The organism is Shinella sedimenti, assembly GCF_022601905.1.
Lineage (GTDB): Bacteria > Pseudomonadota > Alphaproteobacteria > Rhizobiales > Rhizobiaceae > Shinella > Shinella sedimenti.
The window spans coordinates 372757-390427 of record NZ_JAKVIN010000007.1; the positions used below are offsets into that span (position 1 = coordinate 372757).

Annotated in this window: 16 protein-coding genes and 1 pseudogene; 6 read left to right on the top strand and 11 right to left on the bottom strand. The window is 62.0% G+C overall.

What is annotated here, in order from left to right; translation table 11 throughout:
* The first annotated feature begins 212 nt into the window (after positions 1-212).
* The 5 genes from ytfQ to MKI86_RS18055 all read left to right on the top strand — a co-directional run bounded on the left by ytfQ (position 213) and on the right by MKI86_RS18055 (position 5652).
* Positions 213-1175 carry a galactofuranose ABC transporter, galactofuranose-binding protein YtfQ gene (ytfQ, locus tag MKI86_RS18035; RefSeq protein ID WP_241603613.1) on the top strand — a complete coding sequence of 321 codons (963 nt, stop codon included), beginning with the start codon at positions 213-215 and terminating at the stop codon, positions 1173-1175.
* Between the two features lie 113 nt (positions 1176-1288).
* A complete protein-coding gene (ytfR, locus tag MKI86_RS18040; RefSeq protein ID WP_241603616.1) occupies positions 1289-2812 on the top strand; it encodes a galactofuranose ABC transporter, ATP-binding protein YtfR in 1524 nt (507 codons plus the stop codon).
* Positions 2809-3834, top strand: a complete 1026-nt coding sequence (locus tag MKI86_RS18045; RefSeq protein WP_241603619.1) for an ABC transporter permease — start codon at positions 2809-2811, stop codon at positions 3832-3834. Before ytfR ends, MKI86_RS18045 begins: the two co-directional genes overlap by 4 nt.
* Positions 3831-4799, top strand: coding sequence for a galactofuranose ABC transporter, permease protein YjfF (yjfF, locus tag MKI86_RS18050; protein WP_241603622.1), 969 nt, complete (start codon positions 3831-3833; stop codon positions 4797-4799). The genes MKI86_RS18045 and yjfF overlap by 4 nt, the downstream gene beginning before the upstream one ends.
* A 58-nt stretch (positions 4800-4857) precedes the next feature.
* The gene (locus MKI86_RS18055; RefSeq protein ID WP_241603624.1) at positions 4858-5652 is read left to right on the top strand and encodes a FadR/GntR family transcriptional regulator; all 795 of its coding nucleotides are present in this window, start codon (positions 4858-4860) and stop codon (positions 5650-5652) included.
* Positions 5653-5678: 26 nt separating this feature from the next.
* Here MKI86_RS18055 and MKI86_RS18060 read toward each other — a convergent pair whose 3' ends face one another.
* The 8 genes from MKI86_RS18060 to MKI86_RS18095 form a co-directional block, all read right to left on the bottom strand.
* Entirely contained in the window at positions 5679-6443 is a 765-nt protein-coding gene (locus MKI86_RS18060) for a triose-phosphate isomerase (RefSeq protein ID WP_241603627.1), read from the bottom strand.
* Between the two features lie 14 nt (positions 6444-6457).
* Positions 6458-7390 (bottom strand): sugar phosphate isomerase/epimerase family protein, encoded by a 933-nt coding sequence (locus MKI86_RS18065; protein ID WP_241603630.1) that lies wholly within the window; start codon positions 7388-7390, stop codon positions 6458-6460.
* Positions 7391-7439: 49 nt separating this feature from the next.
* Positions 7440-8123 carry a phosphoglycolate phosphatase gene (gph, locus tag MKI86_RS18070; RefSeq protein WP_241603633.1) on the bottom strand — a complete coding sequence of 228 codons (684 nt, stop codon included), beginning with the start codon at positions 8121-8123 and terminating at the stop codon, positions 7440-7442.
* A gap of 9 nt (positions 8124-8132) precedes the next feature.
* The gene (gene lpdA, locus MKI86_RS18075) at positions 8133-9542 is read right to left on the bottom strand and encodes a dihydrolipoyl dehydrogenase (protein ID WP_241603637.1); all 1410 of its coding nucleotides are present in this window, start codon (positions 9540-9542) and stop codon (positions 8133-8135) included.
* An 82-nt stretch (positions 9543-9624) separates the two neighbouring features.
* Positions 9625-10950, bottom strand: a complete 1326-nt coding sequence (locus tag MKI86_RS18080; RefSeq protein WP_241603640.1) for an acetoin dehydrogenase dihydrolipoyllysine-residue acetyltransferase subunit — start codon at positions 10948-10950, stop codon at positions 9625-9627.
* 13 nt (positions 10951-10963) lie between these two features.
* A complete protein-coding gene (locus MKI86_RS18085) occupies positions 10964-12184 on the bottom strand; it encodes a transaldolase family protein (protein ID WP_241603643.1) in 1221 nt (406 codons plus the stop codon).
* A 22-nt stretch (positions 12185-12206) separates the two neighbouring features.
* Positions 12207-13211 (bottom strand): alpha-ketoacid dehydrogenase subunit beta, encoded by a 1005-nt coding sequence (locus MKI86_RS18090; RefSeq protein WP_241603647.1) that lies wholly within the window; start codon positions 13209-13211, stop codon positions 12207-12209.
* 21 nt (positions 13212-13232) lie between these two features.
* Entirely contained in the window at positions 13233-14219 is a 987-nt protein-coding gene (locus MKI86_RS18095; RefSeq protein WP_202402433.1) for a thiamine pyrophosphate-dependent dehydrogenase E1 component subunit alpha, read from the bottom strand.
* A gap of 440 nt (positions 14220-14659) precedes the next feature.
* On the opposite strand from MKI86_RS18095, the gene MKI86_RS18100 reads away from it, so the two are divergent.
* On the top strand, positions 14660-15571 hold the full coding sequence (locus tag MKI86_RS18100) for a MurR/RpiR family transcriptional regulator (RefSeq protein ID WP_241603651.1): 912 nt from the start codon (positions 14660-14662) through the stop codon (positions 15569-15571).
* A gap of 41 nt (positions 15572-15612) precedes the next feature.
* On the opposite strand, the gene MKI86_RS18105 is transcribed toward MKI86_RS18100, so the two are convergent.
* The 3 genes and pseudogenes from MKI86_RS18105 to MKI86_RS18115 form a co-directional block, all read right to left on the bottom strand.
* The gene (locus MKI86_RS18105; RefSeq protein WP_241603653.1) at positions 15613-16314 is read right to left on the bottom strand and encodes an HAD family hydrolase; all 702 of its coding nucleotides are present in this window, start codon (positions 16312-16314) and stop codon (positions 15613-15615) included.
* A 4-nt stretch (positions 16315-16318) separates the two neighbouring features.
* Positions 16319-17194 carry a class II fructose-bisphosphate aldolase gene (locus MKI86_RS18110; RefSeq protein ID WP_241603656.1) on the bottom strand — a complete coding sequence of 292 codons (876 nt, stop codon included), beginning with the start codon at positions 17192-17194 and terminating at the stop codon, positions 16319-16321.
* 294 nt (positions 17195-17488) lie between these two features.
* Positions 17489-17671, bottom strand: a pseudogene (locus tag MKI86_RS18115) (carbohydrate ABC transporter substrate-binding protein); the annotation flags it as partial.

The window sequence follows — 17671 nt, forward strand, 5'->3', positions numbered from 1 at the left end:
CCGCCCACATCATCATCGATGAAACGCAATGCCGCCACCATGCAGTCCGCCCGGTCGCGGCGGCCGTGACGCGTCTGCCGCGAACCTCGCTGCATAAGAATTACCCTGCCGCGAGAAAAATTGTCCGCAAGCGGATTTGGCGGTTTACAATAGTAATACAATATGATGTTTTATCGACGCTGCTGAGGAGCAGCTTTGTTTGGGAGGAAACCATGAACTTCAAATTCGCACTCGCAGGCGCCACGATTCTGGCTGCATCGGTCTTCAGCGCGGCTTCCGCGTTGGCGATGACCGTGGGCTTTTCGCAGATCGGTTCCGAATCGGGCTGGCGCGCCGCAGAAACCACACTGACCAAGCAGCAGGCTGAAAAGCGCGGCATCGACCTCAAGTTCGCCGATGCCCAGCAGAAGCAGGAAAATCAGATCAAGGCGCTGCGTTCGTTCATCGCGCAGGGCGTCGATGCCATCCTGGTCGCACCGGTCGTTGCCACCGGCTGGGATGAAGTGCTGCAGGAAGCCAAGGACGCGAAGATTCCGGTCGTGCTGCTCGACCGCACCATTGATGCGCCGAAGGATCTCTATCTCACCGCCGTCACGTCCGACCTCGTGCATGAAGGCAATGTCGCCGGCAAGTGGCTGGTCGACACGGTCGCCGGCAAGCCGTGCAATGTCGTCGAACTCCAGGGCACGACAGGCTCCTCGCCGGCCATCGACCGCAAGAAGGGCTTCGAAGAAGCGCTTGCAGGCAAGGACAACCTGAAGATCGTCCGCAGCCAGACCGGCGACTTCACCCGCACCAAGGGCAAGGAAGTCATGGAAAGCTTCCTGAAGGCCGAGGACGGCGGCAAGAACATCTGTGCAGTCTACGCGCACAATGACGACATGGCCGTCGGCGCCATCCAGGCGATCAAGGAAGCCGGTCTGAAGCCGGGCACCGATATCCTCGTCGTATCGATCGACGCCGTTCCGGATATCTTCCAGGCCATGGCCGCCGGCGAGGCGAACGCCACGGTCGAACTGACGCCGAACATGGCCGGTCCGGCCTTCGATGCGCTCGATGCCTTCATCAAGGACGGCAAGGAGCCGCCGAAGTGGATCCAGACGGAATCGAAGCTTTACACCCAGGCTGACGATCCGATGAAGGTCTACGAAGAAAAGAAGGGCCTCGGCTACTAATCCCTACCCGGTCCTGCGCCCGGCCTTAAGATGGCCGGGCGCACACCAGCGCTTTGCCTGCCGACGCGCGTCTTGCTACGCTGCGGCCGGTTTCTGTCATACGGGTCGGGATCATGCAGTCGGTCAGTTCCTATGTTCTATCGGCGACGGGGATCGACAAGATCTTCCCGGGTGCCAGGGCGCTCAACGGCGTCGATTTCTCGCTTGCACGCGGTGAGGTTCACGCTCTTCTGGGTGAAAACGGCGCCGGAAAATCCACGCTCATCAAGTGCCTGACAGGCGCCTACCGGCGCGATGGCGGTCGCATCCTGCTCGATGGCGCCGATGTCGATCCGCACAACACGCTGGAAGCGCAGAAGCTTGGCATCGGTACGGTCTACCAGGAAGTGAACCTGCTGGCGAACCTCACGGTCGCCGAAAACCTGTTTCTCGGCCGCCAGCCGCGTCGCTTCGGTCTTGTCGATGCACGCGCGATGAACAAGCAGGCCCGTGCGCTCCTTTCGCAATACGACCTCGACATCGATGTGACGGCGGAGCTCTCATCTTTTTCCGTCGCTGTCCAGCAGGTGATCGCCATTGCCCGCGCCGTCGATCTGTCCGGCAAGGTGCTCATCCTCGACGAACCGACGGCCAGCCTGGACACACACGAAGTCGCGATGCTGTTTCGCATCGTGCGCCGCCTCAAGGAGCGCGGTCTCGGGATCATCTTCATCACGCACTTCCTCGAGCAGGTCTATGACATCTCGGACCGCATCACCGTTCTGCGCAACGGCCAGCTTGTCGGTACGCGCGACACCTCGGCCCTGCCGCGCCGTGAACTCATCGCCATGATGCTCGGCCGCGAACTCGTGCACGAAGTCAGCGAAGCAAAACAGAGTGAAGCGAAGGCGCCCGGCGCCGCGCGCTTCCGCTTCCGCGGCTTCGGTCGCAAGGGGCATATCCAACCGTTCGATCTCGATGTCGCCTCCGGCGAAGTGGTCGGCATTGCCGGCCTCCTCGGCTCCGGCCGCACAGAGACGGCAGAAATTCTGTTCGGTGCCGAGCGCGCCGACAGCGGTACGGCCGAGGTCGATGGCCGCCCGCTCGACCTCTCCTCGCCGCGCGCTGCAATCCGCGAGAAATTCGGCTTCTGCCCCGAGGATCGCAAGGTCGACGGTATCGTCGGCGATCTCTCGGTGCGTGAAAACATCGTGCTGGCGCTGCAGGCGCGACGCGGCTGGGCGCGGCCGATCAGCCGGAGCGAGCAGGACAGGCTTGCCGATCACTACATCAAGGCGCTCGATATCCGCACAAGTGACCGTGAAAAGCCGATCCGGCTTTTGTCCGGCGGCAATCAGCAGAAAGCCATCCTGGCCCGCTGGCTGGCGACCAATCCGGAATTCCTCATCCTCGACGAGCCGACGCGCGGCATCGATGTCGGCGCGCATGCGGAAATCATCCGCCTCATCGAAACCCTGTGCGAAAAGGGCATGTCGCTGATCGTCATTTCCTCCGAACTGGAAGAACTCGTCGCCTATTCAAGCCGCGTCCTCGTGCTGAGAGACCGGGCGCATGTGGCCGAACTGACGGGGGAAGAGGTCACCACCAACGCCATCGTCGAGGCGATCGCCTCCGCGCATGAAGGGAGGCCATCATGACGGGCACGCTCAAGGCCTATGCTGTCAGGCTGTTTCCGCAGGTCGCGGCGCTCGCCATCATCCTCTTCATGGTGTCGCTCGCCTTCCCCGGCTTTTTCAAGCTGTCGTTCCAGAACGACCGCCTCTATGGCAGCCTTATCGATATCCTGAACCGCGGCGCCCCCGTCGCCCTGCTGGCCATCGGCATGACGGTGGTGATCGCGACAAAGGGCATCGACCTTTCCGTGGGCGCGGTCATGGCGATCTGCGGCGCAGTGGCTGCTGCCTCCATCACCGCAGGCCACTCCCTGGCCTTCACCCTCTTGGTTACGATTTCGACCGGCATCCTGTGCGGCCTGTGGAACGGCGTGCTCGTCGCCGTGCTCGATATCCAGCCGATCATCGCAACGCTGGTGCTTATGGTGGCTGGGCGAGGCATCGCGCAGCTTATCACCGAAGGCGCCATCCTCACCTTCAACCATCCGGGCCTGATCTTCATCGGCAGCGGCTCGCTGTTCGGCCTGCCGATGCCTGTTATCATCTGGCTGGGCTTCGGCCTCATCGTGGCGCTGCTCGTGCGGCGAACGGCGCTTGGCATGCTCATCGAGGCCGTGGGCGTGAACCGCCGCGCATCCCGCCTGTCCGGCGTGTCGACAGGCGTCCTGCTGATCGCCGCGTACATGCTCTCAGGGCTTTGCGCAGCCCTGGCCGGCATCATCGCCGCCGCCGATATCCGTGGTGCGGACGCCAACAATGCCGGCCTCTGGCTTGAGCTCGACGCCATCCTCGCCGTCGTCGTCGGCGGTACCTCCCTGCTCGGCGGCCGCTTCAGTATTGCCGCCTCGCTGCTCGGTGCGATGATCATCCAGTCGATCAACACCGGAATCCTGCTTTCAGGCTTCCCGCCGGAATTCAACCTCATCATCAAGGCGGCCATCATCGTGCTGATCCTGGTCATCCAGTCCCCGCGCGCGCAATCAGCCTTCATCTGGATGTCGCGCGCCCGCGCCGCAGAGCCCAAGAAGGAGCAGGAGGCGAAATGAACCCGCGCTACCTTCCGCTCACCGCGACCGTCGCGATCTTCCTCATCGCCTACGCCGTCTGCATCGCGCAATATCCCAACATGCTGTCGACCCGCGTGATCGGCAACCTGCTGACCGACAATGCCTTCCTTGGCATCGCAGCTGTGGGCATGACCTTCGTCATCCTGTCTGGCGGCATCGACCTGTCGATCGGCGCGGTGATCGCCTTCACCGGCGTGTTCCTTGCCGTGCTTCTGCAATCGACAGCGATTCATCCGCTCGCCGCGTTTGCTCTGGCGCTGATCATCACGACCGCCTTCGGCGCGATGATGGGGGCCATCATCCACCATCTGGAAATGCCGCCCTTCATTGTCACACTGGCCGGCATGTTCCTTGCCCGCGGCATGGCGTTTGTGCTTTCCATCGACTCCATCCCGATCAAGCATCCGTTCTATACGTCGCTGAAGAGCTTCTATTACGTCCTGCCCGGTGGCGGACGCCTGACGCTGATCGGCGGACTGATGCTCGTGGTCTTCCTCGTCGGTATCCTGATCGCCCACCGCACGCGCTTCGGCGCCGATGTCTATGCGCTGGGCGGCGGCACCGCCACGGCGCGGCTCATGGGTGTGCCGATCGGCCGCACGACCGTCATGATATACGCGCTATCAGGGTTTCTCGCCGGTCTGTCGGGTATCGTCTTCTCGCTCTACACCTCGGCGGGTTACTCACTGGCGACTGTCGGCGTCGAGCTTGATGCCATCGCGGCCGTGGTCATCGGCGGCACGCTGCTCACGGGCGGCTCCGGCTTCGTGGCGGGAACGCTGATCGGCATCCTGATACAGGGGCTGATCCAGACCTACATCACCTTCGACGGCTCGCTTTCGAGCTGGTGGACCAAGATCCTCATCGGCCTGCTGCTCTTCGCGTTCATCCTGCTCCAGAAGGCCCTGATCCTCCTGTCCGACCGAAGGCGACGCCATGCCTGACGCGATCCGAAAGGCACAGGCCGCCCCGCGGGGCCACCCCGAAAGAAGGCGATAGCAGATGGTCCGCCGCAAGGGAGTGCTCGATACGGTGATCACGGGCGCGGGTGTCCGCACAAGCCACTGGCAGGTGGTGAACGCGCTCGGCAAGGCGATCATCGCCGGAGAGTTTCCCGTCGGCACGACCCTACCCGGCGACGCTGAACTGGAGGCCAGATTCGAGGTTTCCAGAACCGTCTTGCGGGAAGCGATGAAGACGCTGGCTGCCAAGGGTCTGGTCGTGCCGCGCGCCCGCATCGGCACGCGTGTGACGCCGAAAAGCCAGTGGAACCTCTTTGACGGCGATATTCTCACCTGGCATTTCGCGGTCGGTGTCGACGAGAATTTTCTCTTGCACCTGAGCGAGATCAGACTCGGCTTCGAGCCGCATGCCGCCGCACTTGCCGCGCGCCATGCCTCCGAGGCGGATATCATTCAGATGATGCATCTGGCCGTCGCCATGGGTGATCCCAGTCACACCCCCGAGACGATGGCGATCGCCGACCTGCGCTTTCATCTGAGCGTGATGGAGGCCTCGCGTAACCCCTTCATGCGCACGGTAGGAAGCCTAATCGAGGCCGCTCTTGCCGGCGTCTTCGAATTGAGCTCACCAGCAACCGCGGATATCCGCATCACCGACGTCTCATCGAGCCATATCCGCATCGTCGAGGAAATCCGCAGGCGCGACGAAGACGGCGCACGCCGGGCGATGGAGAACGTCATCCTCGTTGGCCGAAACCGCATACTCGGCGCACGACCCGCCACGACGCCGGGCGGGAACGGTGACAGCGACGCCTCTCCGGTGCGTGCCGGCTAAGGCACCATATCGGCAGCCCGTGCCGTTCAGACCGCGCTTGCGACCCGTTTGAGGATGTCGAGATAGCCCTCGATGGTCCAGGCCGAGCGGCCGATGAACAGGCCATCGATATGCGCTTGTGACACCAGTTCCGCACAGTTTGCGGGGTTGACGCTGCCGCCATAGAGCAACGGCAGACGCCGGCCCATGGCCGATTCCACGACCGCGCTGATCTTCTCGTGACGGGCATTGGCATAATCCATCGTGGCGGGGATGCCGTTCACGCCAATCGCCCAGACCGGCTCATAGGCGATGAGGATTTCCGCCTGTTTTTCCGCCGGGGTGAGCAGAGCCAGAGCCGCCGTTACCTGACGCGCCAGCACTTCGTCCGCCCGCCCGGCCTCTCGTTCGGCAAGTGTCTCGCCGATGCACACCAACGGGATCAGTCCGTGGCGCACCGCAGCCGCGGTTTTGCGGCCAACCGCCTCATCTGTCTCGTTGAAGAACTCGCGACGCTCGCTATGCCCGATCTCGACAAGGTCGGCATTGCAGTCCTTCAGCATGACCGGCGAGATCTCGCCGGTCCACGCCCCGCCTTCGTCCCAATGCATATTCTGCGCACCGACCTTCACGCTGGTCTGCGCAAGGCGGCTCTTGACCTCCCTGATGGCCGTGAATGCGGGCAGGATGAAGCGTTGAACATGCTGCGCGCGTTCACCATCCGCCGCCTTGAGGCCGTCTGCGAAAGCCAACGCCTCGGAAAGCGTCTTGTTCATCTTCCAGCTTGTGCCGACCCAGAGCGATTTTGCCATGTCTTCTTCCTTCCTCAGCCGCGAAAACCGTTCATGCCGGTGTCGATATGCGGTTCCCAATAGGCGACCGATTCCCGGATCATCTCGACCACGCGTCCATCCGTCGGTTCGCGCTCGCGGAATGACAGCTCCATGCAGATTTCGTTATCCGCGCCGCCGGCCTCCCTGACGGTGCGGATCAGCTTTTCAGGCTGGATGCGGCCGTCCTTGTTGTGTTCGGCGGTGAAAGGCCAGTGCCCGCCCTTGTTCATGGAGGACTGCTTGACGTGGATGATCGGCGATTCCTGCGGGAATGCCGCCGCCCAGGCATAGGGGTCGGTATCATCGGGGTTCGAAGAGGTCACGTCGCCGTGGTCGATGTCCACGATCATGCGGAACGGTATGGCGAAACCCGCGCTCGCAAGCCGCCGGTCGAGCGTGCGGCACGCGGCAATCGTCTGGCCGAACTCACGGCCAACCGACATCGGCTCCCAGAAGATGTATTTGAGCCCTGCCGCCTTGCCCTGTTCGGCCACGTCCTTCCAGCAGTCGATCACGGTTTCGATCAGTTCCTGCCGGCGCGCCTGGTCGTTGTAGTCCTTCTGCGTGAACACCGCGAACTGCGAGCCCATGCCGTCTGCGCCCAGTTCACCGGCTATATCGGCCAGCGTGCGGAACCATTCGAGATAATAGGCGCGCACATCGGGGTCGGAATGACCGAAATGATTGAGGCGACCGTACGTGCTCGTCATGACGGACGTGACCCGCACGCCGGTTCGGTCCAGCGCGCGGCGGAAGGCGCGAACACGGCGCGTAATGACGGAGGCCGGCCATGACGGATTGATGAACTCAGGGGTCAGCTGGATATGACCGATACGAATTCGCTCTGCGATGGTCTCGATGAGATCATCGACATCGGCAAACCGGTTGACCAGCGGATTGGTGTTGAGCGACAGCCGCAGCGCCATTTTCTTCTCCAAGAGTGATACAATGCCGGCGCCGGCCGGCATCAGGATGTCATGTTTCCGCCAGCCGTCGCGCCTGTAGCGAGGCGATAGCGTCGGGCAGTTCCGCGAAGGCATCGATGAGCCGGTCGGCGCCGAGATCGTCCAACGGCGTTTTCGTATAGCCGTAGGTCAGCGCAATCACCGGCACCCCGGCTGCCTTTCCGGTGGCGATGTCGACCTCTGAATCGCCGACGAAAAGGACCGGATGCGCGCCGCCCGCCGCCGCCGCGGTTTCCGTCAGATGGCGGGGATCCGGCTTGCCAACGCCGAACGTGTCCGGCCCTGCAACCACGGCAAAGAAGCGCGAGAGGCCGAGGTGATCGACGATCTGTCGGGCAAAGCGCTCCATCTTGTTGGTGCAGACCGCCATCTTCCAGCCCTCACCCGCAAGCTGCTCCAGCACGGTCTCGACATCTGCATAGGGCCGTGTCTCCTGCGCGACGCGTGCGCCGTAGATTTCGGTGAAGCGCTTGACGGCGACCGCGCCGGCGTCGTCCTCCCATTCCACACCGCGCTCGCCCAAAGCCCGGCGCACCAGGTTCGGAATACCGTGGCCGATCAGCCTACGGGCGGTTTCGACACCGATCGGCGCCAGCCCCCTTTCCACCATAAGCGTGTCGAGAGACCCTGCCAGGTCCGGTACGCTGTCTACAAGCGTGCCATCGAGATCGAAAACAATCGTGCCTTTGCTCATGTCCATCCTCTATGCGTGAATCGCGCGTGAATCGGAGGCCAGCGTAGCCTCATGCAGCGCTTCCGACAGCGTGGGATGGGGAAATATCGTGTGGAGAAGATGCTCGCGCGTCGCGCCCATGGTCAGCGCAAGGGAAAAGACGGGCACGAGCTCGCTGACCGAGGGACCGACCATGTGCGCGCCGACGAGCCGCCCGCTCACCTTGTCGAACAGGACTTTGACGAAACCGTCTGTTTCGCCAATGGTGACCGCCTTGCCATTTCCGCGAAAAGCGAAGCGGCCGATATCGACGCCCAGCCCTTTTTGAAGAGCGGCCTCTTCCGTCAGGCCAATGGAGGCGACCTGTGGCGTGGCGAAAATGCAGGATGGGACCGGCCCCATGCCAGCGTGCAATCCACGTCCCGCGATCGCCTCGACACAGCGCACGCCCTCATGCTCGGCCTTGTGTGCCAGCATGGGCGGGCCGGCAACGTCGCCGATGGCATAGAGCCCGGAAATGCTGGTCCGGCCGGCTGCATCGGCAGCGATTGTGCCGTTGCGCAGGGCGATCCCAAGCTTCTCCAAGCCAAGCCCGTCGACATTTGCCACGACACCCGCGGCGGAAAGAAGCTTATCGGCTGTGATTTCGCGAGGACCATCGGGATCGCTGAAACGCACCGTCACGCCGGCCACATCAGGCGAGACCTGCGAAATTTCAACGCCAGTCAAAACATCAATGCCCCGCTTGCGCAGGGACTTGCTCATCTGTTCGGCCACCTCGGCGTCTTCCTGCGGCAGGATACGAGCCAGACGCTCGATCAGCGTCACTTTCGCGCCCAGCGAACTGTAGAGGCTTGCAAACTCCACACCGATGGCGCCGCCACCCACAATGGCAATGGAAGCCGGCAGCGCAGCCGGCGTCATCGCATGATGATAGGACCAGATGCGTTCGCCGTCGGGAACGATGCCCGGCAGGCGGCGCTCGGAGGCGCCAGTGGCGATGATGATATGTGCCGCATCGTAATCGCCGGGTGCAAGCGTGCCCTTCGGCGCCTCGCCCTCACCGGCCGTGACACGCACCATGCCGGGCGCCAGGATTTCAGCGGCACCCCAGATGACATCGACCTTGTTCTTGCGCAGCAGGAACTGAACACCGGCATTGAGCTGGCCGGCGACCATGCGCGAGCGCGCGACAACGCCTGGAAAATCGACGGAGGGCGTTTCGCTTCGAATGCCGAATGTTCCAGCATGACGGGCCTCATCCAGAAGGGCCGCAGAATGGAGCAGCGACTTCGTGGGAATGCAGCCCCAGTTGAGGCAGACGCCGCCGAGATGCCTGCGCTCGACAACCGCCGTCCGCAGACCCAGCTGCGCCGCACGAATGGCCGCGACATAGCCGCCCGGCCCAGCGCCGATCACAATGATGTCATAGGCCGGCATGCGGCAGTCCTTTCAACGGGTATTGGCTCGACGCGGCCACGCACCAACGAGAGGTGCGTGGCACGGCCGGGAGGCGAAGCGCTCAGCCGACGCTTCGAATGGTCTGCGACACGAGGCGCCCGACGAGTGGAGCGGCTTCGAGTTGCGGCAGATGCCCGACCTGCGAGAGACGATGCAGACCCACATGCGCCGGAAGCGCATTGCTGTGCTCGGCCGGTACGATGCGATCCTGCTCCCCGACGATGACGCGGGCGGGCCCGCCGAAACGGTTCAGGGCATCGCGCACGGAGAAGAGCTGCGTGCTTCCCGCAAAGACACCGGCCGCAAGCCGCGTCTGGTTCGCCACCATACCCGTTCCTTCGCGACTGGAGAGTGTTGCGCGGACCAGGACACCGGGCAGGTTCGCCGGTTCATGAACCAACAGGCCGAGCCAGGCCTGAAGCGCCGCCTCGCTGTCGGCGGACAGGAACCCGCTCACATAGTCGCCGTTGATCTTCGGTCCGAGGCCGGCCGGCGCAATCAGCGTCAGCGACCGCACGTCGAGATCCCCGCCGCCTGCGATGGCCGTGGCAACTGCCGCGCCGAGCGAATGGCCGACCAGATGCAGCCGCTCGATCTTCTCGGCAGCTAGCGTGGCGCGCACGACGGCCACTAGATCGTCGAAGCTGTCAGCCGATGCATTCGCTGCGCCACCGTGACCGGGAAGGTCGAGCGCGAGGATCGGATTGGCCACGCTGATATGGCCGATGAACGAACGCCAGGCGGAAAGTTCGGCGCCGAAGCCGTGGATGAACAGCACCGGGTCTCCCACACCGGCTTGCAGCGTCTTGAGAACGGTGCGGCCGTTGGAAGCCGTGGGAGTGGCGCCGCCGAAGTTGACGAGCGTGCCCGAGCCGGAGGAGCGCTTGAATGCCTCCACGTCGCGCTTCACCACAGCACCGCGCGGGCCGGAGCCGGGCACCCGGGCGATATCGATGCCGGCTGAGGCGGCAATCCGTCGGGCAAGCGGCGAGGAACCGCCGGTGCCCGATTTCAGGAAGGCCGTCTCGTTTTCACGGACGGACTCACGCGGGAAGACCGCGATGTTCTCCTTGGCCGTCTCGACGATGGACTGGGCATCCTCGCCGGAGAAAGCTGCGACAGGAGCGGCGGCGACTTCCAGCTTCTCGCCCTCTTCGCCGACCATCATGAGCGGTTCAAGAACAACCCCCATGTCGCCGACATTGTGGCGTATCTCGAGGATCGTACCCGTCTCGAAGGCCTCGACCTCAAAGACCGCCTTTTCGGATTCGATTTCAGCGACGATGTCGCCCTTTTTGACTTTGTCGCCGACCTTGACGAGTATAGCCGTGATCTTGCCTTCGGTCAGGTCCTGACCGACCTGCGGCATCAAAATGGGACGTGCCATGACGGTTCTCCTCTCAAGCCACGCGACGGTGGAGCGTTTCGACGGACTGCGCGACGAAATCCACGGTCTTGCGGGTGGCGGCTGCGAATTCCGCTGCCGTTGCAGCGAAGGCGCCAAAGCGTGAAAACTCCTCCGGCTTCATGCCGTCGAATTCATAGGCCTGGCGGAAATAGGGAATGCGCAGCAGCTTTTCGATGAGCTCCGCCGACGCGTCCGTATCGATTGCGGCAGGATCGAAATCCGGCAGCCGGTCCTCGGCCTTCATGAGCTGCGCGATGTAGCCCGGCGGGCAGGTATAGACGAAGTCGCCGCCGGCGATCAGCGCGATATGGCCGCTCGATGCCTTGCCGCCCGCCCCTTCGTCCTGCACGCGCATGGAGCATTGCAGCATCTTGCTGGGATGGTTGCGATCCTTTCCGTAGCGATAGGCACGCTTCAGCACCGCCATCTCGCCTAGCAGGATTTCCTCCGGCGAAAGCGCAATACCACGCGCATCGGCCTGGGCCTTGAGGTCGCCGACATTCCCGAGGCGGGAGGACATGTGGGTGATGACCGAGCGCCATTTCGAGAGATCGACACCAGCCGCCCTCGCCCGCCCAAGGCCGCTTGAAACGGCATCCATGCAGGCGACATATTGCGGAACGGTGAAGGACGTCGTGTTGTTGGTGGAGATGCCGCGGGCCGTCAGCTCTTCGATGACCTCATAGCCTTCCTTAGAGCCGGGAATCTTCACCATGACGTTAGGCGCGATCTCTGCAAGCTGAAGCGCCTGCTCCAGCATGCGCGTCTTGTCCGTGACGAAACGCGGGTCGACCTGGCCGGAGACATAGCCGTACTTGCCGCGCGATGCATCGAAGACCTTGCGGATCATCGCCGCGCCGCGGCGCACGACATCGAGATAGACCGCCCAGTAGATATCCTCGACATCATCGGCGTTGCGTGTCGATGCGATCTTGCGGATCTCGTCCGCCCAGAAGGCCGGATCGGCCTGAATCGCCTGCAGCGAGAGCGGCGGGTTGGTCGTGACGCCGCGAAAACCCATCGTGCCGTCACGGGCAGCAGTTTCCGCGTCGAAGAGGCGCGACAACTGCGCCTCCCAATCCGCCCGCTTTCCGGCAGGCGCATCCTTCAGGACAGAGGCTTTCCAACCTTCGTAGATCAGGGGTGAGGAATCCCACCAGATTTCACAGTCCGGATTTGTGGCCGCGAGCTTTTCCAGCACATGCAAGGACATGGTCGTCTCCCGATCTCTCTTCTCACTCAGCGGCTTGCGCGAGCGGCTTTGAATGAAGCGTGCGGCGCACGGCGAGCACGATGTCGTCCACCTGTGGAACGCTCGCCTTTTCAAGCTCGAGATTGAACGGGATCGGAATGTTGAGGCCGGCGACGATCTCGATCGGCGCGTCCAGCTGGTAGAACGCCTCTTCCTGGATGATGGACGCGATGTCCGAGGCGACGCCGCCGCGGCGCACGGCCTCCTGAACGATGACGGCGCGGTTTGTCTTGGCGACCGAGCCGAGGATCATATCCTTGTCGAGCGGCACGAGCGTGCGCGGATCGATCACCTCCGCATCGATGCCTTCCGCCGCCAGTTTCTCGGCCGCTTCCAGCGTACGGGGGATCATGTTCGACCAGGCAATCAGCGTCACATCCTTGCCCGGGCGCTTGATATCGCCCTTGCCGAACTCGATGACGTGCTCGCCATCGGGAACGAGGCCCTTCGTCATGTAAAGATGCTTGTGCTCCAGGAACATGACCGGGTCGGACTGGCGCAGCGCATATTTCAACAGGCCTTTCGCGTCCGCAGGGGTCGACGGCATGACGACCTTCAGACCGGGAATGTGGTAGAACAGCGCTTCGAGGCTCTGCGAATGCTGTGCCGCCACACCGCCGCCCGTACCGCCCTGCGTGCGCATGACGAAGGGAACCCGGCCGTCGCCGCCGGTCATCAAACGGAACTTGGCGGCCTGGTTGACGATCATGTCCATACCGAGCATGGCGAAGTCGATATAGAGAATTTCCACGATCGGCCGGGCACCGGCAATGGCCGCGCCCACGCCGACGCCGATCATGCCGGCTTCGGCAATCGGCGTGTCACGCACGCGCTTGGGACCGTATTTCGACAGCAAGCCTTCCGTGACCTTGTAGGAGCCACCGCGTTCGGCAATACCTTCGCCGATGATGAAAACGGTGCTGTCGCGCTCCATTTCCTCGTCGATCGCCTCGCGCAGCGCATCGCGGTACATGATTTCTCTGGCCATGGTGTGATCCTCCCCGTCTGCTCAGTAGGCTTCGACGAATTCGTTGAACTCGGCGAGCGTGATCTCACGGCTCGCCTTGGAGAATTCGACGGCATCCTCGAATTCCTGCTTGATCTCGTTTTCGATCGCTTCGATTTCGGCCTGGTCGAGACCCACGATCTCGACGAGAGCATTGCGCGCGCGATCGACCGGGTCGCGTTCCTTGTAATAGGCCAGCGTGTCGGCCGGCATATACTTGCCGGGATCGTTCACATGGTGGCCCATGTGGCGGTAGGTCTTCGCCTCGATGAGGATCGGGCCTTCTCCACGGCGGCACTTTTCAACCGCATCCTGCATGAGGTGATAGACGGCGAGTGAGTCATTGCCGTCGACCTGATGGCTTTCGACGCCGATGGCGAGGCCGCGCTTGTAGAGATCGACGTCGCGCGTCGATTCCTCGATACGCGTCGAGACGGCATATTGGTTGTTTTCCACGACGAGCACGTAGGAAAGGTTCCAGATCGCCGCCAGATTGAGTGATTCCAGAAACGTGCCGTTGTTGGAGGCGCCGTCCGTCGAGAAGGTCACCGTAACGGCATCGTTACCCTTGATCTGGTTGGCGAGCGCCGCACCGACGCCGAGCGGCGTACCGGCGCCCACGATGCCGTTTGCGCCAAGATTGCCGGCCCTGATGTCGGCGATGTGCATGGAGCCGCCGTAGCCGCGGCAGTAACCCGTCTCCTTTTGCAGGAGTTCGGCCACCATGCGCTTCACATCGGCACCCCAGGCGATGCAGTGGCCGTGCCCGCGGTGGGTCGATGCGATGAAATCGCCTTCCTGCAAGGCGGCGCAAACGCCCGTCGCGATGCCCTCCTGTCCGAGATAGGGATGGAAGTATCCACGGATCAGCCCCTGACGATAGAGCTTGATGCCTTCGGACTCGAAGACACGGATTTTGTAGGCCGTCCTGAAAAGTTTTTCCAGAAGCTCCCGCGAGGGTGCATTCGCCTTCTGAGCCTGCGCTGCCATGGATTTCTCTCTCCCCGATATGAAGATCGCTTGTCGATGAATGGCGTTCTAACATCCGAAAAACATGTTGTCGAGAAAATTTTCTCCATAAATAAAAGCGCTGAATTCAGCGGGGAAATCACTCATCAATAGATGACGAGCAACCAATATCGTTGTTTTTTAATGGTTTTTTGTGTCGTACGGGATCGCAAACAAAAAATGGAGTGAAACTTTTGCCTTGTGCTGCCTGCGAAACCAGCAGAGAAATCCAGTAAAAAGTAAAATTCTTTCCACGATCTGACGCGCGTGTTTATGGCGCAGCAAAGCGAGCGATCACGCGGTGAGCTTTTCGCTGCACGTACCGACTTGAAAAGCAGAGAGTAAACTTTTCTTCCTCAGTCTATAGTGCTACCAATGTTCAGCAGACCTATCGGCCTCGGCCGGCACCTTGGATTGAAGTTATGACTGATGCTCGACCGTTGAGCGACCTTAAGCAGAGCGATCTTCTGGAACGGATTCAGGAACGCTATGGCACGCTCAGGAAATCGGAGCGCATCGTCGCGGACTTCCTGCGCGAAAATGCCGGACGGCGTCTCGATTCATCCATTACGGAACTCGGCCGCACGCTTGGCGTCTCGGAAGCCACGATCAGCCGCGTAAGCCGGGCGCTTGGCTATGACGGCTATTCGGACATGAAGCTGTCGCTTGCCGAAGGCGCGCGCGCACGCGCGAGCTTCGTAAACCTGCCGCTCGAGATCGAAGATACGGACTCCCTGATCAGCACATCGAGCAAGCTTGCCAATCTTCTGATTGCCGGCGTGGACGGCACGCAGCGCATGCTGGACGCCCACAGGCTCGAGCAGGCCGTGGAAGCGTTGCGCAATGCGCGCAAGATCGTCTTCGTCGGCGTGGGGGGTGCGGCGGCGATCTGCGACGAGGCCGCCCATATGTTTATGAAGGCGGGCTTCGAGGCCACCAGCCTGCGCGACGGCTATACCCAGACGATCGTCGCCGCGACGATGACCGAGAAGGACGTGATGGTCGGCATCTCGCATACCGGCACCACCGAGACCGTAACGGACGCTTTGCATCTGGCACGTGAGCGAAAGGCAACGACGATTGCCATCACGAGCAATGTTGGGTCAGAGGTCGGGCGCGCTGCCGATGTCGCACTGACCACCTGGAGCGCGGGACAACAGCTCGTCCCGCTGCACGGCGACTTTCTGGAGGGGCGACTCAGCCAGCTGTTTCTGATCGACTTGCTTTATGTCGGCACGATCTTCCGTGCGGGCGAAGAACCGGCCAAGGCGCTGAAGGTCACGGGCGAGGCCCTCGAGAAACGCTATCGGCATAAAGGCGGAAAGGCCGGCTGAACGAACGGCCGGCCTTTGACCGCAAAGCGGAATGCCGATTGTCAGGCGTCGATGAGTGCGCGGCAAAAAGAGATATCGACGTTTCCTGCATCCAGATCATCCACGACCCGGTCAGCGAGCGAAAAATCCTCCTCGCCGGTATAGGACGAGATCGTCACGACGCAGTGCATGCCGGCCGCTTTGGCCGCGCGCAACCCGTTGTTGCTGTCCTCGATCACCACGCAATGACCCGGATCGAGCCCGAGCGTCCGGGCGGCGAGGTTGTAGATATCCGGCGCCGGTTTCTTGGCGGCGACCACGTCGCCCGCGAAAACTCTAATCTTCTCGGACCTTTCAGGTCCAAGCATCACATCGACCACCGCCTGGACGGCCTTCTCGTTCGATGTCGAGCAAACCGCGAGCGTGATACCGTTTGCAATGGCCTCGTCAACGATGCGTGCGATGCCGGGCCGAAGCGGGAGACTGCCCTCCTCGATCAGATGCATGAAGATTGCGGTCTTGCGCTTGTGGATCGTCGCGATCAACGCGTCCCGGTCCTCGGTGCCCGCGGGCCAGCCGGTCTCTTCGAAATGACGGCGCATGCGTTCCTTGCCGCCAGCGGTCAGAAGCAGTTCGCCATAGCGCTCGACCGACCAGACGCAGTCTATGCCGAGTTCGGCAAAGGCCTCATTGAAGGAAACGCGGTGCCCGTCGCGCTCCGTATCGACCAGAACGCCGTCGCAATCGAAAATCAGAGCCTGCATCGGTTCAGGCCCCCGACGCATGCGCGGCCTTGCCGGCCGATCCGAAGATGCGGATCATGTCAACGACGTCCTTCTTCATGGCGTCATATTGTCCGACGATGAAAGGAAGCGGCTCTTCCAGCTTGGGCTTTTCCGCACGCACGCCGATAAAGCCTTCGATGAAGCGATGTTTGTGCATGGTCGAGATGTTGACCTTCGCGCAGCCGCCGGCGATGCAGCGGTCGAACTGTTCCTGGCTGAGCCCCGTCCCGCCATGCAGCGCAATCGGCACGGAAATCGATTGCGTGATGCGCTCGAGAAGATCATAGGCGATCTTCGGCTGCCCTTTGTAGAAACCATGTGCCGTTCCGATGGCGGGCGCGAAGACTGCGAGGTTCGGCATGTCCTTCACGAAGGCGAGGCATTCGTCGTAGTTGGCGAGGATCGCGGAATCCTCCGCCACGAACTTATCGTCCTCGACGCCACCGATCGCGCCGATCTCAGCCTCCAGCCCGACGCCGGCCTGTTCGGTCATGCGGTAGATTTCCTCCGAGCGCGCCTTGTTCTCGGCAAAGGGCAGCGAGGAACCGTCGAACATGACCGACGACCAGCCGGCATCGATACAGCGACGGATCACGTCCGCATCACTGCAATGGTCGAGATGAAGCGCCACCGGCACATCGACATCATCCGCCAGCATGCGCACCCAGGTGGCAATCGGCTTGTAGCCCCAGTGCTTGATCGTCTTCACCGAGACCTGCACGATGATCGGCGCATCCAACTCCGCCGCGCCCTCGATGATCGAGCGCACGCTGTTGTAATCGATCATGTTGAAGGCGGCGATGCCGTAGCGGGCCGCCTGCGCACGCTTCAGCATCGGACCCATAGTGACAAATGCCATGACTTTCACTCCACCTGCCGGTTTTCGCCGCCCACGCCATGCGACGAAGCAGCACTATCGCTACAATCTCCCTAGCAAGAAGACGTATTCTTGTAAATTATTTTCTTAGTCGAAGCTGCGAAAAATCATTTACTACACGCAGTTTAGCGCATCACTCAAAGAAGCCGCGACGCGATGCGCTCTCAACAGTCCAATCAATCTTCAAAATCATGAAATATTTTTTACTTCACCGCCACGACATGCAAACGGCCGGGGCATGCCCCGGCCGTCGCCTTGTCTCAAAAGGAAAGAACCTTACTTCTGCCAGGATTTGACGAGTTCGTCATAGTTGACGGTGGTTGGTTTTTCCTTTTCGTTTTCGATCTTGAGCTGAGGTGCGAGGTTGCCCTTTGCGACGGCGTCCTTGTTCCAGTATTCGAGATCGTGCTCTTCGGCGAGCTTGGGTCCCATGTCGCCCTGGACGCCGGCGCGTTCGAG

What these genes read in the sequence shown, in the direction of transcription:
- ytfQ (WP_241603613.1), top strand. Translation starts at nt 213, where the DNA reads ATGAACTTCAAATTCGCACTCGCAGGCGCCACGATTCTGGCTGCATCG.
- ytfR (WP_241603616.1), top strand. Translation starts at nt 1,289, where the DNA reads ATGCAGTCGGTCAGTTCCTATGTTCTATCGGCGACGGGGATCGACAAG.
- MKI86_RS18045 (WP_241603619.1), top strand. Translation starts at nt 2,809, where the DNA reads ATGACGGGCACGCTCAAGGCCTATGCTGTCAGGCTGTTTCCGCAGGTC.
- yjfF (WP_241603622.1), top strand. Translation starts at nt 3,831, where the DNA reads ATGAACCCGCGCTACCTTCCGCTCACCGCGACCGTCGCGATCTTCCTC.
- MKI86_RS18055 (WP_241603624.1), top strand. Translation starts at nt 4,858, where the DNA reads ATGGTCCGCCGCAAGGGAGTGCTCGATACGGTGATCACGGGCGCGGGT.
- MKI86_RS18060 (WP_241603627.1), bottom strand. Translation starts at nt 6,443, where the DNA reads ATGGCAAAATCGCTCTGGGTCGGCACAAGCTGGAAGATGAACAAGACG.
- MKI86_RS18065 (WP_241603630.1), bottom strand. Translation starts at nt 7,390, where the DNA reads ATGGCGCTGCGGCTGTCGCTCAACACCAATCCGCTGGTCAACCGGTTT.
- gph (WP_241603633.1), bottom strand. Translation starts at nt 8,123, where the DNA reads ATGAGCAAAGGCACGATTGTTTTCGATCTCGATGGCACGCTTGTAGAC.
- lpdA (WP_241603637.1), bottom strand. Translation starts at nt 9,542, where the DNA reads ATGCCGGCCTATGACATCATTGTGATCGGCGCTGGGCCGGGCGGCTAT.
- MKI86_RS18080 (WP_241603640.1), bottom strand. Translation starts at nt 10,950, where the DNA reads ATGGCACGTCCCATTTTGATGCCGCAGGTCGGTCAGGACCTGACCGAA.
- MKI86_RS18085 (WP_241603643.1), bottom strand. Translation starts at nt 12,184, where the DNA reads ATGTCCTTGCATGTGCTGGAAAAGCTCGCGGCCACAAATCCGGACTGT.
- MKI86_RS18090 (WP_241603647.1), bottom strand. Translation starts at nt 13,211, where the DNA reads ATGGCCAGAGAAATCATGTACCGCGATGCGCTGCGCGAGGCGATCGAC.
- MKI86_RS18095 (WP_202402433.1), bottom strand. Translation starts at nt 14,219, where the DNA reads ATGGCAGCGCAGGCTCAGAAGGCGAATGCACCCTCGCGGGAGCTTCTG.
- MKI86_RS18100 (WP_241603651.1), top strand. Translation starts at nt 14,660, where the DNA reads ATGACTGATGCTCGACCGTTGAGCGACCTTAAGCAGAGCGATCTTCTG.
- MKI86_RS18105 (WP_241603653.1), bottom strand. Translation starts at nt 16,314, where the DNA reads ATGCAGGCTCTGATTTTCGATTGCGACGGCGTTCTGGTCGATACGGAG.
- MKI86_RS18110 (WP_241603656.1), bottom strand. Translation starts at nt 17,194, where the DNA reads ATGGCATTTGTCACTATGGGTCCGATGCTGAAGCGTGCGCAGGCGGCC.